Annotated in this window: 14 protein-coding genes and 1 pseudogene; 4 read left to right on the forward strand and 11 right to left on the reverse strand. The window is 72.1% G+C overall.

Going from position 1 to position 15,566, the window contains the following annotated elements; all coding sequences use genetic code 11:
- The first annotated feature begins 187 nt into the window (after positions 1 to 187).
- A complete protein-coding gene (locus OG990_RS25645) occupies positions 188 to 1,273 on the forward strand; it encodes a LacI family DNA-binding transcriptional regulator (protein WP_328423368.1) in 1,086 nt (361 codons plus the stop codon).
- A 184-nt stretch (positions 1,274 to 1,457) separates the two neighbouring features.
- Positions 1,458 to 3,095 carry a glycoside hydrolase family 13 protein gene (locus tag OG990_RS25650; protein WP_406077424.1) on the forward strand — a complete coding sequence of 546 codons (1,638 nt, stop codon included), beginning with the start codon at positions 1,458 to 1,460 and terminating at the stop codon, positions 3,093 to 3,095.
- Between the two features lie 199 nt (positions 3,096 to 3,294).
- Here the strand turns inward: OG990_RS25650 and OG990_RS25655 are convergent, their stop codons facing one another.
- The 6 genes and pseudogenes from OG990_RS25655 to OG990_RS25680 form a co-directional block, all read right to left on the reverse strand.
- Entirely contained in the window at positions 3,295 to 3,732 is a 438-nt protein-coding gene (locus OG990_RS25655) for a hypothetical protein (protein ID WP_328423365.1), read from the reverse strand.
- 81 nt (positions 3,733 to 3,813) lie between these two features.
- Positions 3,814 to 4,182: a GntR family transcriptional regulator gene (locus tag OG990_RS25660; RefSeq protein WP_386985249.1), complete on the reverse strand. Its 369-nt coding sequence runs from the start codon at positions 4,180 to 4,182 to the stop codon at positions 3,814 to 3,816.
- A 17-nt stretch (positions 4,183 to 4,199) separates the two neighbouring features.
- On the reverse strand, positions 4,200 to 5,123 hold the full coding sequence (locus OG990_RS25665) for a YhjD/YihY/BrkB family envelope integrity protein (protein ID WP_355602373.1): 924 nt from the start codon (positions 5,121 to 5,123) through the stop codon (positions 4,200 to 4,202).
- Positions 5,124 to 5,231: 108 nt separating this feature from the next.
- Positions 5,232 to 5,813, reverse strand: a complete 582-nt coding sequence (locus OG990_RS25670) for a 2'-5' RNA ligase family protein (protein WP_406077425.1) — start codon at positions 5,811 to 5,813, stop codon at positions 5,232 to 5,234.
- A 13-nt stretch (positions 5,814 to 5,826) separates the two neighbouring features.
- On the reverse strand, positions 5,827 to 6,852 hold the full coding sequence (trpS, locus tag OG990_RS25675; protein ID WP_328423356.1) for a tryptophan--tRNA ligase: 1,026 nt from the start codon (positions 6,850 to 6,852) through the stop codon (positions 5,827 to 5,829).
- A gap of 216 nt (positions 6,853 to 7,068) precedes the next feature.
- Positions 7,069 to 8,076: pseudogene (locus tag OG990_RS25680) on the reverse strand (hemolysin family protein); the annotation flags it as partial.
- Positions 8,077 to 8,323: 247 nt separating this feature from the next.
- On the opposite strand from OG990_RS25680, the gene galE reads away from it, so the two are divergent.
- Together galE and galK are read left to right on the forward strand one after the other, a co-directional pair.
- Complete coding sequence (gene galE / locus OG990_RS25685) at positions 8,324 to 9,253, forward strand: UDP-glucose 4-epimerase GalE (protein WP_406081881.1); 930 nt, start codon at positions 8,324 to 8,326, stop codon at positions 9,251 to 9,253.
- A gap of 174 nt (positions 9,254 to 9,427) precedes the next feature.
- Positions 9,428 to 10,597, forward strand: a complete 1,170-nt coding sequence (galK, locus tag OG990_RS25690) for a galactokinase (RefSeq protein WP_406077426.1) — start codon at positions 9,428 to 9,430, stop codon at positions 10,595 to 10,597.
- 253 nt (positions 10,598 to 10,850) lie between these two features.
- Here the strand turns inward: galK and OG990_RS25695 are convergent, their stop codons facing one another.
- From OG990_RS25695 to OG990_RS25715, 5 genes are all read right to left on the reverse strand, one after another.
- Positions 10,851 to 12,167: a GTP-binding protein gene (locus OG990_RS25695; protein ID WP_355602363.1), complete on the reverse strand. Its 1,317-nt coding sequence runs from the start codon at positions 12,165 to 12,167 to the stop codon at positions 10,851 to 10,853.
- A complete protein-coding gene (gene cysD / locus OG990_RS25700) occupies positions 12,167 to 13,078 on the reverse strand; it encodes a sulfate adenylyltransferase subunit CysD (protein WP_386985256.1) in 912 nt (303 codons plus the stop codon). The genes OG990_RS25695 and cysD overlap by 1 nt, the downstream gene beginning before the upstream one ends.
- A 74-nt stretch (positions 13,079 to 13,152) precedes the next feature.
- The gene (locus tag OG990_RS25705) at positions 13,153 to 13,983 is read right to left on the reverse strand and encodes an inositol monophosphatase family protein (RefSeq protein ID WP_328423344.1); all 831 of its coding nucleotides are present in this window, start codon (positions 13,981 to 13,983) and stop codon (positions 13,153 to 13,155) included.
- 187 nt (positions 13,984 to 14,170) lie between these two features.
- Positions 14,171 to 14,761 carry an aminoacyl-tRNA hydrolase gene (pth, locus tag OG990_RS25710; RefSeq protein WP_328423343.1) on the reverse strand — a complete coding sequence of 197 codons (591 nt, stop codon included), beginning with the start codon at positions 14,759 to 14,761 and terminating at the stop codon, positions 14,171 to 14,173.
- A gap of 83 nt (positions 14,762 to 14,844) precedes the next feature.
- Positions 14,845 to 15,543, reverse strand: coding sequence for a 50S ribosomal protein L25/general stress protein Ctc (locus OG990_RS25715; protein WP_328423342.1), 699 nt, complete (start codon positions 15,541 to 15,543; stop codon positions 14,845 to 14,847).
- Between the last annotated feature and the right edge of the window lie 23 nt (positions 15,544 to 15,566).

Consider the following 15,566-nt stretch of genomic DNA (forward strand, 5'->3'; position numbering starts at 1 on the left):
CGTCATGGCGGGTCCGCCGGGGGAAGGGCGGCCCACCGATGGGAAGCTCTGGAAGTTTTTGCCTACCGGCGCTCGGGTGCTGCGCCGCTGCTCTCGCATGTTGCGGGGACGTTAGCAAGAGGTTGCAGATTATGGAAGCGTTTGCAGAGCGCCCCGCAAGAACTTGCCGGTGGGCTAAAGTGCCGCCATGCGCGCTCGACTGTCCGACATCGCCCAGCAGGCCGAAGTCAGCGAGGCCACGGTGTCGCGGGTGCTCAACGACCGCCCCGGCGTGGCCCCGGAGACCCGGCAGGCCGTCCTCACCGCTCTCGACGTGCTCGGCTACGAGCGCCCGGCTCGGCTGCGCAAGCGCAGCGCCGGGCTGGTCGGCCTGGTGGTGCCGGAGCTGGACAACCCGATCTTCCCCGCCTTCGCCCAGGTCATCGAGTCGACCCTGGCGCAGAGCGGGTTCACCCCGGTGCTCTGCACCCAGACCGCCGGTGGCGTCACCGAGGACGAGTACGTCGAGATGCTGCTGGACCGTCAGGTCTCCGGGATCGCCTTCGTCTCCGGTCTGCACGCTGACACCGCCGCCAACCACGACCGCTACCGGGCGTTGATCGCCCGGCCGTTGCCCGTCGTGATGATCAACGGGTACGTGCCCGGCATCGGTGCCCCCTTCGTCTCCTGTGACGACCGGGAGGCGGCCGAGCTGGCCGTGGCCCACCTGGTCGCGCTCGGGCACCGTCGGATCGGCCTGATCACCGGCCCGGACCGCTTCGTCCCGGTGCAGCGCAAGGTGGCCGGCTGGCGCTCCGCGATGACCCGGCTGGCCGGGGTCGCCGAGGCCGACCTGGGCCCGCTGGCCGAGCTGTCCCTGTTCGGTGTGGAGGGTGGCGAGGCCGCGGCCGGCCGGCTGCTGGACCGCGGCGTGACCGGCGTGGTGTGCGGCTCGGACCTGATGGCGCTCGGCGCGATCCGGGCGGCCCGCCAGCGCGGCCTGACCGTCCCCGGCGACCTCTCCGTGGTCGGCTACGACGACTCGCCACTGATGGCCTTCACCGACCCGCCACTGACCACCATGCGGCAGCCGGTCATCGCGATGGCGGTGGCCGCGGTCCGGGCCCTGGTCGACGAGATCAACGGGCACGGCGCCCCGCACTCGGAGTACCTGTTCCGCCCGGAGCTGGTGGTGCGCGGCTCCACGGCGGTCGCCCCGGCCGGCACCCGGACCGGCGGAGGCGGATCGAACCGGCACCGACCCGGCTCGTCGGCGCTGGCCGTCCCCGCCTGAGCGGCACCCCACCAGGCTGGGCAGCCGACTAACGCAGCAGCAACCCCGGCACGTCTTGCGCAAGAACTGCTTGACTCTTGCAGTGTTCGGGCGGCATATTGCTCAGACACCCGCGCTGCCACCGTCCGCGCCGCGCCGGGTGCCGCCGCCGCACCTGACCCGAGACAGACGGGGAACGCCAACGATGACCGTCAGCACCACCACCCCGCACCACACCGCCGACGACGACTGGTGGCGCTCCGCGGTCGTCTACCAGGTCTACGTGCGCAGCTTCGCCGACAGCGACGGCGACGGCATCGGTGACCTCCAGGGCATCCGGCAACGCCTGCCGTACCTGCGCGACCTCGGGGTGGACGCGCTCTGGCTGACCCCCTTCTACACCTCCCCCATGGTCGACGGCGGGTACGACGTCGCCGACTACCGGGACGTCGACCCGATGTTCGGCACCCTCAGCGACTTCGACGCGATGATCGCCGACGCGCACGCCCTCGACCTGCGGATCATCGTCGACCTGGTGCCCAACCACACCTCCGACGTCCACCGCTGGTTCGCCGCCGCCCTCGCCGCCGGCCCCGGCTCCCCGGAGCGGGCCCGCTACCTCTTCGCCGAGGGCCGGGGTGCGCACGGCGAACTGCCGCCGAACGACTGGGAGAGCATCTTCGGCGGCCCGGCGTGGACCCGGGTCGCGGACGGCGAGTGGTACCTGCACCTGTTCGACCCGGCTCAGCCGGACCTGAACTGGCGCCACCCCGAGGTCCGCGCCGAGTTCGAGGACGTGCTGCGGTTCTGGCTGGACCGGGGCGTGGACGGCTTCCGGATCGACGTGGCCCACGGCATGATCAAGGCCGAGGGGCTGCCGGACGTCGGCTTCAGCACGATGACCACCGGCCAGCGCCAGGTCGAGCTGCTCGGCAAGGGCCGGCTGCCCTACTTCGACCAGGACGAGGTCCACGAGATCTACCGCGCCTGGCGGCCCATCCTGGACAGCTACCCAGGCGGCCGGATGGCGGTCGCCGAGGCGTGGGCCGAGACCCCGCAGCGGCTGGCCCGCTACATCGGCCCGGACGAGCTGCACCAGGCGTTCAGCTTCGACTTCCTCGACGCCACCTGGTCGGCCGACTCGTTCCGCAAGGTGATCGACACCGCGCTGTCCGAGTCGACGGTGGTCGGCGCACCCACCACCTGGGTGCTGTCCAACCACGACAAGCAGCGGCACGTCACCCGTTACGGTGACGGCGCCGAGGGGCTGCGCCGGGCTCGCGCCGCCAGCCTGCTGATGCTCGCCCTGCCCGGCTGCGCCTACCTCTACCAGGGCGAGGAGCTCGGCCTACCCGAGGTGCTCGACCTCCCCGACGAGCTGCGCCAGGACCCGGCGTTCCTGCGCACCGGCGAGAGTCGGGACGGCTGCCGGGTGCCCATCCCGTGGAGCGGCGAGCTGGCCCCGTACGGCTTCGGGCCGGCCGGCGGCGAGCTGAGCTGGCTACCGGCCCCGGCGACCTGGCGGGCCCTGTCGGTCACCGCGCAGACCGGCGTGCCCGGCTCGACGCTGGAGCTGTACCGGGCCGCGCTGCGCATCCGGCACGAGCACCCGGCGCTGGCCGTCGACGCTGGCGGGGTGACCTGGCTGGAGAGCGAGCCGGGCGTGCTGGCCTTCTCCCGCACCTCCGGCGCGACCGTGCTGACCTGCGTGGTCAACCTCAGCGGCGCGCCGGTCCTGATCGACGGATACGGCCAACCGCTCGTCGCCAGCGCGGCGCTCACCGAGCAGGGCTCCGGCCATCTGCTTCCGGTTGACGCGGCCGCCTGGTTGGAACGGCGCTGAGCGGGTAACCCGTCACCAACCTGGTCGTCCGTCGTGCCCCGCGCCGGCGGGCGACTGGGCTACCGGCCCCTTGTGGTGGGGGGTGAGGTGGCACCGGCGCCACGCGGAGTCCGCTCCGGGTGGCGCCGGTGTCCGTCTGCGCCAAGGTGTGCTCCGCCCGCTGACCGCCCCGACGCGCGGCGTCCCGGTCCGGAGCGGCTCACTTCGCGGTGAGCAGCGCCGCGATGCGGGTGAAGCCGGCGCGTACCTCGGCCTCGTCCGGCGGCTCGGCGGGCTCGCCGTGGCCCGCCTCGTCAGCAGCGGCGTCCAACTCCTCGTCGATCACGTCCTCGAAGTCGCCGTACAGGTCGGCCCCCTCGACCTGGCGGTCCTCGTCCTCGGCGGCGACCTGCGCGGCGGCGATCTCGCTGCGGATCTCGTCGGCCGACAGCGCCGGCAGCAGCGGCTCCACGACGGCTATCAGCTGCTCGTCGGCCACCACCGCCTCGGCCAGCGCCAACGCGTGCGGCCGCTCGTACGGCCCGCAGACCACCGGCTCCCACTCGTCGAGGTCACCGAGTGGACCAAAGGTGATGATCCACGGCAGACCGAGCATCGGCGAGTCGGCCGGCAGGTCCAGTGTCATGAGTGCGCCCACCGGCTCATCATGGTCCGCGAACACGAGCGCCGACGCCGTTCGCCTCAGTTTCCGCCCGCCGGGCGCCAGATCAGCGACCGGTCAGCCGGGACGGGCGGCGTCCAGGGCGGCGCGGACCAGGGCGAGCGCGGTGGCGGGCGGCACGCCCAGCCGGGTCGCCTCGGCCGCGTACCCGGCTGCCGCCCGGTGCAGTCGGTCGACGGCGTCGTCCCGGCCGGGAGCGACGAAGGTGCCGTTGCGCCCCCGGGTCTCCAGCAGCCCGGCCGCCTCCAACTCCCGGTACGCGCGGGCCACCGTGTTCGCGGCCAGCCGCAGGTCGGCGGCGAGCTGCCGGACGGTGGGCAGTCGGCTGCCCACCGGCAACCGGCCGTCGCCGATCAACTCGGCGAGCTGCCCGCGTACCTGCTCGTACGGGGGCACCGACGAGTCCGAGTCGACCGAGATCGTCACCTGCGCACCTTCCGCCATCAGCCCGCACCGCCCGGCGTACCGGGATCGGTGTCCTCGTCGAGAGCCACCGGCGGGGCACCCTCCGCCAGATCCAACACCCGCCCACGCTGACTGGTCGCGAGGAGCGCCGCCCCGAACAGCACCAGCTGGTTGAGCAGGTAGAGGTAGAGCAGCAGGCCGACGGCGCCGGCCACCACGGTGTACGCCGGGTTCCGCTCGGTGCGCACCACGTAGTACCGCCCGACCGTGTTGAGCAGCGTGATACCGATCGCGACCAGCACCACCACCGGGCGCAGCCGGGACCGGCTCACCCGCAGCCGGGGCACCGCGACCAGCAGCGCGGTCGCGAGCACCGCGTTGATCAGCACGCTGAGGATCGCGCTGATCGTGGTCAGACCGACCGAGCCGGTGCTGCGCAGCAGGAAACGCAGCAGCGACTCCAGGGCGTCCACCGCCGCCACCGAGACACCGAGCAGCACGAAGACGCCGATCATCACCCCGAGGTCGACCAGCCGCCGGATCACCAGGTTTCCGGGTTGCTGGTTGAGCCGGTACATCAGCCGCTGTGAGGAGCGGATCGCCTCCACCCAGCCGATCCCGGTGAAGACCAGGATGACCAGGCCGACCACGCCGACCGTGCCGCTGGAGTTGGCGATCTGCTCCGCGTCCAGGAACGGCAGGTTCTCCTTCAGGAACCCGGCCGCCGCCGCGCTGACCTCGTCGTTGTCCTCCAGGATCGCGCCGAAGATCGAGTACGCGACCAGCGCGAGGGCGAACACCGCGAAGAAGCCGTAGTAAGCGATCGCAGCGGCCAGCCGCCCGGCCAGCAACTCGGCGTAGAGCGCGCCGGCCCGCCACACGTGGTCGAATAGCCCCGACCGGGAGCGCGCGGCGCTCACCCAGCGGTCGATGCCCGCCTCGATCGCCCCGATCACGTTCACGCGATCATCCTCGCCGATCTCCCGCCGCCATAGGGGCAACCGGCTCCCGATGCTCGCCGACCGGCGCGTCGCCGAACGATGCGTCGCCCCCGGCGCGTCGCCGAACGGTCAGCCGCCGAGGCGGAAGTACCGACGGGGCTGCCACCGGGCCTGCCCGCTGTGCGAGAACAGGGTGAACGCGTCGACCTCGAACATCGCGGAGAAGTCGGCCAGATCCTCGTACGCCTTGTCCAGCGCCTCCGGTGCCACGTCCTGTGCCACGGTGACGTGCGGATGGTACGGGAAACGGGTCTCGCGGTGCAGCTCCGGTGCCGCGCGGATGGCGCCGGCCAGCAGCTCGCACTCGCTGATCCCGGCTGCCACCGCCACGAACACCACCTGGGTCACCGGGCGGAACGTGCCGGTGCCCCGCAGGTGCAGCGCGAACGGCAGGTGCGCGGCGGCGACGGCGGCCAGGTGCCGTTCGACGGCGGGCAGGGCGGCCGTCGGGATCTCGGTCGGCCCGAGCAGCGTCACGTGCGCGGGCACCGCCAGCGGGTCGCCGGCCTCAACCCGCCGTCGGGTGAGCTGCGCCCCCCACGGCTCCGGGATGTCCACCGCGATGCCGACCTGGATCGTGTCGCCGGCTGGCGGCACCCCGCCACTGCGATCCACGCTCCGCGCCGCCCCTTCGGCCACCGACCCGCCCACCTGTCCCGGGGCGCTATTCGCCGCGTACCGGCGGGAAGAACCCGACCCGCTCGTACGCGGACCGCAGGGTCGGTCCGGCCACCGCACGGGCCTTCTCCGCGCCGGCGGCGAGCAGCTTGTCGAGCTGCGCCGGGTCGTCGAGGTAGGTGCGGGTGCGCTCCTGGATCGGGCGGACGAACTCCGCCACCACCTCGGCCAGGTCCTTCTTCAGGTCGCCGTAACCGCGACCGGCGTACGCGGCCACCAGATCGTCGATGCCGCGCCCGCTGAGCGCCGAGTGGATGGTCAGCAGGTTGGACACGCCCGGCTTGGTCTCGGCGTCGAAGACGATCTCCCGGCCGGTGTCGGTCACCGCCGAACGGATCTTCTTCGCCGACCGGGCCGGGTCCTCCAGCAGGTCGATGATGCCGGCCGGCGAGGACGACGACTTGGACATCTTCGCGGTCGGGTCCTGGAGGTCGGTGATCTTCGCGGTGTCCTTGACGATGTGCGGCGCGGGCACCGTGAACGTCGGGCCGAACAGCGAGTTGAAGCGCTGGGCCAGGTCCCGGGAGAGCTCCAGGTGCTGACGCTGGTCCTCGCCGACCGGCACCGCGTTGGCCTGGTAGAGCAGGATGTCGGCGGCCTGCAGGATCGGGTAGGTGAACAGGCCGACGCTGGCCCGCTCGTTGCCCTGCTTCTGTGACTTGTCCTTGAACTGGGTCATCCGGCTGGCCTCGCCGAAGCCGGTGATGCAGCCGAGCACCCAGGCCAGCTGCGAGTGCTCAGGCACCTGTGACTGCACGAACAGGGTGCTGCGCTCCGGGTCCAGACCGACCGCGAAGAGCTGGGCGGCAGCCACCCGGGTCCGCTGGCGCAGCAGCACCGGGTCGTGCCCCGCGGTGATGGCGTGCAGATCCACGACGCAGTAGAACGCGTCGTGGGTCTCCTGCAGGGCCACCCAGTGCCGCACCGCGCCGAGGTAGTTGCCGAGGTGGAAAGAGTCGGCCGTCGGCTGGATGCCGGAGAAGACGCGGGGGCGGGCGGGAACGTCGGACATGGCGATAATTCTGTCAGCAAGCGACGGGGTCCGTCATGACGGGCCGGCGGGTCGGCCGCGGCCCGCCGCTGTCGGGGCGTTGACCTCGCGCGGGTCCCCCTGGCCGACCCGGCGGATCGGCCCGACCACGGCCCCGCGTTGCTGCCCGGCCACCGGCTCCGACGACCACCGCGCGCCGGCCTCCCTCGACTGCCCGGTGCCAGCCTCGCGGCGCTGCTCGGTGCCGGCCTCCCTCGACTGCCCGGTGCCGGCCTCGCGGCGCTGCTCGGGCATCCGCACGGCGGAGACCGCGAGCCGGGCCACCCGGCGTCCATCCAGCGTCAGCACCCGCAACAGCCAGCCGCCCGACGGGTCGGCCGGGTCGGGCCCGTCGGCGTCGACCGGTTCAGCGGGCACCGGTACTTCGTCGCCGGTCACCGGCAGCCGACCCAGCGCGGCCATCACGAACCCACCGACCGTCTCGTACGGCCCGGCGGGCAGCACCAGCCCGGTCCGCTCGGCGAAGTCGGCCAGGTTGAGCCGACCGTCCACCACGGCGGGCAGGCCGTGCACCGGGTCCGGCTTGGTGTCGTACTCGTCGTGGATCTCGCCGATCAGCTCCTCGATCAGGTCCTCCAGGGTGACGATCCCGGCGGTGCCGCCGTACTCGTCGACCACCACCGCCAGGTGCTGACCCTCCCGGCGCATCTCGGTGAGTGCGGGCAGCACCCGCTTGCTGCCGGGCAGTCGCTTCACCTCCCGGGCCAGCTCGCCGACGGTGACGCACGGGTCGGCGTCCGGGCGCAGCAGTACGTCGCGCAGGTGCACGAAGCCGACCACGTCGTCGTGGGTGCCGTCGGTGACCGGGTAGCGGGTGTGCGTCTCGGCCCGGACCAACCGGGCGGCCTCGGCGATGGTCAGCCGGGCGGGCAGGAAGACCACCTCGGTGCGGGGCATCATCACCTCGCGGATCAGGCTGGCGCCGGCCACCAGGACCTCGTCGATGATCCGCCGTTCGTCCGGGTCGAGCACCGTGTTCGCGGCGACCAGGTCCCGCAGCTCGGCCTCGGAGATGCGCTCGCGGCCGGCCGCCGGGCCAGCTCCGAGCAGGTCGGTGACGAGGCGGGTGGCACCGTCGGCGGCGCGGACCACCATCCGGGCGACAGCCCGGGCGAGCGGACCGGGGTCACGGCGGGGCCGCCCCCGCGCGCGTCGCCGGAGCCCCGTATGGGCCGCTTCCCGCATGACAGAGATGGTAGACATCGACGGCCCATCGCACCGGGGATCACGCACGCCCGACGGCTATGTTCGGGTCTGTTTAATCGTGAGAGATTATGATGGAATGTGGATGGCGGCATGGTCGGTCGGGGTACACCCGCCGCCGTAGGGTGATCACCGAAGGGCCACGTCCCGGGCGGGCCAGGCAGGAGGCAACGACGTGAAACTGCTCGTCACGGGGGGCGCCGGCTTCATCGGCAGCGTAGTGACCCGAATGCTGCTCGACGCGGGCCACCAGGTCGTCGTCCTGGACGACCTGCGCACCGGCCACCGCGAGGCGCTCGCTCCGGACGCGACCCACGTCGAGGCGTCCATCCACGACGCCGCCCGGATCGTCACCCCCGACGCAGGCTTCGACGGGGTGCTGCATTTCGCCGCCCTGATCGCCGCCGGCGAGTCGATGGTCAAGCCGGAGCTGTACTGGCAGACCAACACTGTCGGCACCCTCGCCCTGATCGACGCGGTCCGGGCCGCCGGGGTGCCCCGGATGGTCTTCTCCTCCACCGCCGCCGTCTACGGCAACCCCACCGAGCTGCCCATCCCGGAGACCGCGGTCAAGGCGCCCACCAACACGTACGGCGCCACCAAGCTCGCCGTCGACATGGCGCTCACCTCCGAGGCGATCGCGCACGGGCTGGCCGCCGTGTCGCTGCGCTACTTCAACGTGGCCGGCGCGCACCTCGACGGCGACGTCGCGCTCGGCGAACGGCACGACCCGGAGACGCACCTGATCCCGATCGCGTTGGAGGTCGCCGCCGGCCGGCGGGAGAAGCTCCAGCTCTTCGGCGACGACTACCCCACCGTGGACGGCACGTGCGTCCGCGACTACATCCACGTCGCCGACCTGGCCCGAGCCCACCTGTTGGCACTCGACGCCGCCGCCGCGGGCCAGCACCGGATCTACAACCTGGGCAACGGCAACGGTTTCACCAACCGGCAGGTGGCCGACGTGGTCCGCGAGGTCACCGGGCATGCGCTGCCGGTCGAGGTGGCGCCACGCCGCGAGGGCGACCCGGCCGAGCTGGTCGCCTCCTCCGCTCTGGCCCGCGACGAGCTGGGCTGGGTGCCGCAGAAGCCGACCCTGCACGACATGGTCGGCGACGCCTGGGCCTTCTACCGCACCCACATCCTGGAGCAGCGGTGAGCGCGAGGAGTGAGCCGGTGTTGCGAGCCCCGCAGTCGCGAACGGCGCAGGCAGCGGTGAGCGCGAGGAGTGAGCCGGTGTTGCGAGCCCCGCAGTCGCGAACGGCGGAGGCACGGTGAGCGCGAGGAGTGAGCCGGTGTTGCGAGCCCCGCAGTCGCGAACGGAGGAAGCAGCGTGACCGGCCACACCGGTGACGTCGCCGAGCGGGCCGCCGCCGGCTTCACCGAGCAGTACGGCGGTCAGGCCGCTGGCCGCTGGGCGGCTCCCGGCCGGGTCAACCTGATCGGCGAGCACACCGACTACAACGACGGGTTCGTGCTGCCCTTCGCGCTGCCGCTGCGTACCGTGGTCGCCGCCGACCGGCAGGACGGGGAGCGCTGGACGGTCTGGTCCGAGCTGTCCGGCGAGACGATCACCTTCGGCGCGGACGACGTGACCCAGCCGGGCCGGGTCACCGGCTGGGGCGCGTACGTGGCCGGGGTGGTCTGGGCGCTGCGCGAGGCCGGCCACCCGGTACCCGGCGCCCGGTTGGCGATCGCCTCCGACGTGCCGCTGGGCTCCGGGCTCTCCTCCTCGGCCGCACTGGAGTCGGCCGTGCTCGCCGCCCTGCTCGACCTGGGTGGGGTGGAGCTGGCCGCCGAACGGCAACCTCGGCTGGCGCAACGCGCGGAGAACCTCTACGTCGGTGCACCGACCGGAATCATGGACCAGTCCGCGGCGATCCGCTGCCGCGCCGGGCACGCCCTCTTCCTGGACTGCCGCGACGAGTCGGTCGAGCACATCCCGTTCGACCTGGACGCCGCTGGGCTGGCCGTGCTGGTCATCGACAGCCGGGCGCCGCACCGGCACGCCGACGGCGAGTACGCCGCCCGCCGCCGGTCCTGCGAGGCGGCGGCCAAGACCCTCGGCGTCGCCGCGCTGCGTGACGTCGCCATCGACCAGCTCGACACCGCGCTGGCCCGACTCGACGACGAGGAGACCCGGCGGCGGGTCCGGCACGTGGTCACCGAGGACCAGCGGGTGTTGGACACGGTGGCACTGCTGCGCGCCGGCCGGGTCCGGGACATCGGCCCGCTGCTCACCGCCTCGCACGTCTCGATGCGCGACGACTTCGAGATCACCGTGCCGGAGATCGACACCGCGGTCGAGGCGGCGCTGGCGGCCGGCGCGCTGGGTGCCCGGATGACCGGCGGTGGCTTCGGTGGCTGCGTCCTCGCCCTGATAGCGGCGGACCGGACCGACGCGGTAGCCGCCGCCATAACGGCCGCCTACGCCGAACGCGGCTTCACCGCACCCACCACCATCCCAGTCCTCCCATCCCCCGGCGCCACCCGCCTCAACTAACCCCACCCACCCCACCCCACCGGGTTGATCAAGAGGTTTGCGTCAGTCCGAGCCCGGATCCTGACGCAAACCTCTTGATCACCGGTGGAGGTGGTGGGGGGTGGGTCGGGTTCGGGGTCGGGGTCGGGGTCGGGGTCGGGGTGAGATCGTGCTCGTTCTTGGAAGTAGTGGCCTCGCCCATCGGGCGAGGCCACTACTTCCTGGATGGAGCGCGATCTTGCGGGCAACCGGGCCGGGTCGGGCCGAGCCTCGATCAGCTGGCTTCGACGATCATGCCGGCGCCGACGGTGCGGTTGGTGGCCTCGTCGATGATGACGAAGCCGCCGGTGGTGCGGTTGCGCCGGTACTCGTCGGCCAGCAGCGGCACCGTGGTGCGCAGCCGCAGCCGGCCGATCTCGTTGAGCCGCAGCTCATCGGCCGACTCGTCGCGGTGCAGCGAGTTGATGTCCAGCCGGTAGTGCAGCCCGCGCACGATCGCCCGCGCCGACCGGGTGGTGTGCTTGATCGCGTACCGGCCGCCGACCCGCAGCGGGCGGGTCTCGTCCATCCAGCACACCATCGCCTCGATGTCCTGGGCCACCGCGGGAGCGTTGTTCGGCCGGCAGATCATGTCGCCCCGGGAGATGTCGATCTCGTCGGCCAGCCGTACCGTCACCGACATCGGCGGGAACGCCTCCGCGACCGGCCCGTCGGCGGTCTCCACCGCGGCGATCCGGCTGGTGAAGCCGGACGGCAGCACCATCACCTCGTCGCCCGGCTTGAGCACGCCGGAGGCGACCTGACCGGCGTAGCCGCGGTAGTCGGTGACCGTGGTGGACTGCGGCCGGATCACGTACTGCACCGGGAACCGGACGTCGACCAGGTTGCGGTCGCTGGCGATGTGCACCCGCTCCAGGTGGTGCAGCAGCGACGAGCCCTCGTACCACGGCATGTTCTCCGACCGGGTGACGATGTTGTCGCCACGCAGCGCGGAGATCGGCACCACGGTCAGGTCCGGCACGTCGAGCTTCGCGGCGAACGCGGTGAACTCGTCGGCGATCCGCTCGTAGACCTCCTGCGACCAGTCCACCAGGTCCATCTTGTTGACGCAGAGGACCAGGTGCGGCACCCGCAGCAGGGAGCAGAGGAACGCGTGCCGGCGGGACTGCTCGACCAGGCCCTTGCGCGCGTCCACCAGGATCAGCGCGAGGTCGGCGGTGGACGCCCCGGTCACCATGTTGCGGGTGTACTGAATGTGCCCCGGGGTGTCGGCGATGATGAACTTGCGCCGCGGCGTGGCGAAGTACCGGTAGGCCACGTCGATGGTGATGCCCTGCTCCCGCTCGGCGCGCAGGCCGTCGGTGAGCAGCGCCAGGTTGGTGTACTCGTCGCCGCGGGCCGCGCTGACCGCCTCCACCGCGGCCAACTGGTCGGTGAAGAGCGACTTGGTGTCGTAGAGCAGCCGGCCGATCAGGGTCGACTTGCCGTCGTCCACGCTGCCCGCGGTGGCGAACCGCAGCAGGTCCATCGGCCGGGCCTCCGGCCCGGACCCGCTGGGGACGGCGGCCGGTGCCACGATCTCGGTGGTCATCAGAAGTAGCCTTCCCGCTTGCGGTCTTCCATGGCGGCCTCGCTGACCCGGTCGTCACCACGGGTCGCGCCGCGCTCGGTGATCCGGGTGGCCGCCACCTCCTCGATGACCTTCTCCACGGTGTCCGCGTCGGAGCGGACCGCGGCGGTGCAGGAAGCGTCGCCCACGGTGCGGTAGCGCACCTGCGCCTTGAACCGCTCCTCGCCCGCCCGTGGACGGAAGAACTCGTTGACCGCGTAGAACATCCCGTCCCGCTCGATCACCTCGCGCTCGTGCGCGTAATAGATCGACGGCAGGGGGATCCGTTCCCGGGCGATGTAGTGCCAGACGTCCAGCTCGGTCCAGTTGGACAGCGGGAAGACCCGGATCGACTCGCCCGGGTGGTGCCGGCCGTTGTACAGCGACCACAGCTCGGGCCGCTGGTTCTTCGGGTCCCACTGGCCGAACTCGTCCCGGAAGCTGAACACCCGCTCCTTGGCCCGGGCCTTCTCCTCGTCCCGGCGGGCGCCACCGAACAGCGCGTCGAAGCGGTGCTTCTCCACCGCGTCCAGCAGCACCGGTGTCTGGATCCGGTTACGCATGCCGTCGCCGGACTCCCGGACCAGCCCGCTGGCCAGGGCCTCCGGCACGCTCGCCACCACGAGCTGCAACCCCAGCTCGGCGACCCGCTGGTCGCGGTATTCCAGCACCTCGGGGAAGTTGTGGCCGGTGTCGACGTGCATGACCGGGAAGGGGATGTTGGCCGGAGCGAACGACTTCTGCGCCAGCCGCAGCATGACGATCGAGTCCTTGCCGCCGGAGAAGAGCAGCACCGGGCGTTCCATCTCGGCGACCACCTCGCGCATCACGAAGATGCTCTCCGCCTCCAGGGCGTCCAGGTGGGAGACCCGGTAGGCCGCGGGGGTGGTCATGACACCGGCTCGATTCGCTCGCTCATCCGATTTCCAGACCTTTCCGGTCGGACATGTCAAGAAGTGCGCCCAGGCTACCCGGAATGCCTCTGCAGCGCTGCAAGCAACCGGGAGGCGAGATCCTTGCGGCAGACCAACAGGTCCGGCAGGCGTGGATCCGCCTCGTTGTATCTCAGCGCAGAACCGTCGATCCGGGAAGCGTGTAGTCCGGTGGCCGTCGCCACAGCCACCGGCGCCGCCGAATCCCACTCGTACTGCCCACCGGCGTGGATGTACGCGTCCACCTCTCCGGTGATGACCGCGGCGATCTTCGCGCCGGCCGAACCCATCGGCACCAGCTTCGCCCCCACGTCCTCGGCCAGGTCGGTGAGGAACACCGGCGGCCGGCTCCGGCTCGCCGCCAACCGGATCACCCGCGCGCCGGCCGTCGCCGCCTCCACCGTCATCGGCGGGTACGCCGGCGGGTAGTCCGTGCCCAGCACCCGGTGCTGTGCCGGCAGCCCCACCGCCCCGGCGACCAGCCCGTGCGGGCTCGGCGCGCTACGCGCCCAGAGCGCCACGTGCACCGCCCAGTCCGAGCGGCCCTCCTCGGCGAACTCGCGGGTGCCGTCCAACGGATCGATGATCCACACTCGGTCTGCGGCCAACCGGGACACCGCCTCGGCGTTCACCTCCGCCGCCCAGGCCAGCCGCGACCCCTCGTCCTCCTCGGAGAGCACGGCGTCCCCCGGCCGCCACTTCGCCAACTCCGTGCGGATCAGGTCGTGCGACACCTTGTCCCCGGCCGACTTCAGCGCGCCGGCGTCGCCGAAACCCAGCTCGGCCCGCAGGTCGAGCAGCGCCTGACCGGCCCGGGCCGCCAACCACCGGGCGAACGCACCGTCGATCATCGGAGGACTGCTCATCTGCCCGCTCCCGTCGCCTCGCCGCGACCCGTGCCCGCACCGGCCGCTCCGCCGCGACCCGCGTCGTCGGTCGCGGCACGCCGAAGGCGCAGACTACCGGCCGATCGACCCCGATCCGGTACGCCCCGCCCGGCTCAGAGACTGTCGGAAAGTCCCGAGGCGAGCGAGGCGGGGCTTCCCGACAGTCTCAACCGCCGTGGTAGAGGTTCTGAGTCGGCTCCACGCCCTTGACGACCACCGACTCCACCACGTCGGCGGCCCGGTCCACCAGGAAATCCAGCTCCTTGCGCTCCGCGGCGCCGAAATCCGACAGCACGTAGTCCGCCGGGTCCTGCCGCCCGGGTGGCCGGCCGATGCCGAACCGCACCCGGACGTACTCCTTGGTGCCCAACGACTTCGACATCGAACGCAGGCCGTTGTGCCCGCCCTCGCCGCCACCGCACTTGACCCGCACCTGGCCGTACCCGATGTCCAGTTCGTCGTGCACCGCGATCACCTGTGCCGGCGGCACCTTGTAGAACTGCGCCAGCGCCGCCACCGGCGCGCCGGAGAGGTTCATGTACGTCAGTGGCTTCGCCAGCACCAGCTTCGGCCCGCCGAAACCCAGTCGACCCTCGGCCACCTCGGCCACCGCCCGCTTGTGCCGGCCGAACCGCGCGCCCACCCGTCCGGCCAGCAGGTCAGCCACCATGAACCCGACGTTGTGCCGGTTCCCGGCGTACTCCCGACCCGGGTTGCCCAGGCCGACCACCAGCCACGGCCCCGCCTCGTCCGTCACGACCCGTCCCTCCCGCCGAACTCCCGATACGCCGACAGGCGCCCCCGAACGCTCGGGGACGCCTGCCGCACAGTACGAACCGATCAGGCCTCGGTGCGCGCCTCGGTGTTCTCCGCGCCCTCGGCGGTCGGGGCGGCGTCCGCACCCTCGGAACCCTCGGTGACCTCGCCGACCTCGGCCTCGGCCTCCTCGGTGGCCTCCTCGACCTCGGGCAGCGTCGCCTCGAGCTGCTCGGCGGTCGGCGCGGCGGTCACCGCAGCGACCGGCAGCGTCGCGTCGACGGCCAGCTCGACACCGGCCGGGAGCTGCACGTCGCCGGCGGTCACCTGGGAGCCCGCCTCCAGGCCCTCGATCGACGCCTCGAGGTGGTCCGGCACCTTGGTGGCGTCGGCGGTCACCGAGAGGGTGTCGTGGTCGTGCACGATCAGGGTGTCCCGCGCGGCCTCGCCGGTCAGCTGGACCGGGACCTCGACGGTGACCTTCTCGCCCCGGCGGACCAGGATGAGGTCCACGTGCTCGAAGGTGTCCTTGATCGGGTCACGCTGAATCGCCTTCGGCAGCGCCAGCACCTGCGTGCCGTCGGTGATGTCGATCGCGAACAGCTGGTTGGCGCCACCCTTGCGGATCGCCGCGGCGAACTCCCGGGACGGCAGCGCGATGTGCTTGGGCTTCTCGCCGTGGCCGTACAGCACGGCGGGCACCTTGCCGGCCCGGCGGGTACGGCGGGCACCACCCTTGCCGAACTCGGTACGGGGCTCGGCGCTGATCTTTACCTCGGACACGGGGAAACTCCTGATGCTTTTCG

It is taken from the genome of Micromonospora sp. NBC_00858 (genome assembly GCF_045207365.1).
Lineage (GTDB): Bacteria > Actinomycetota > Actinomycetes > Mycobacteriales > Micromonosporaceae > Micromonospora.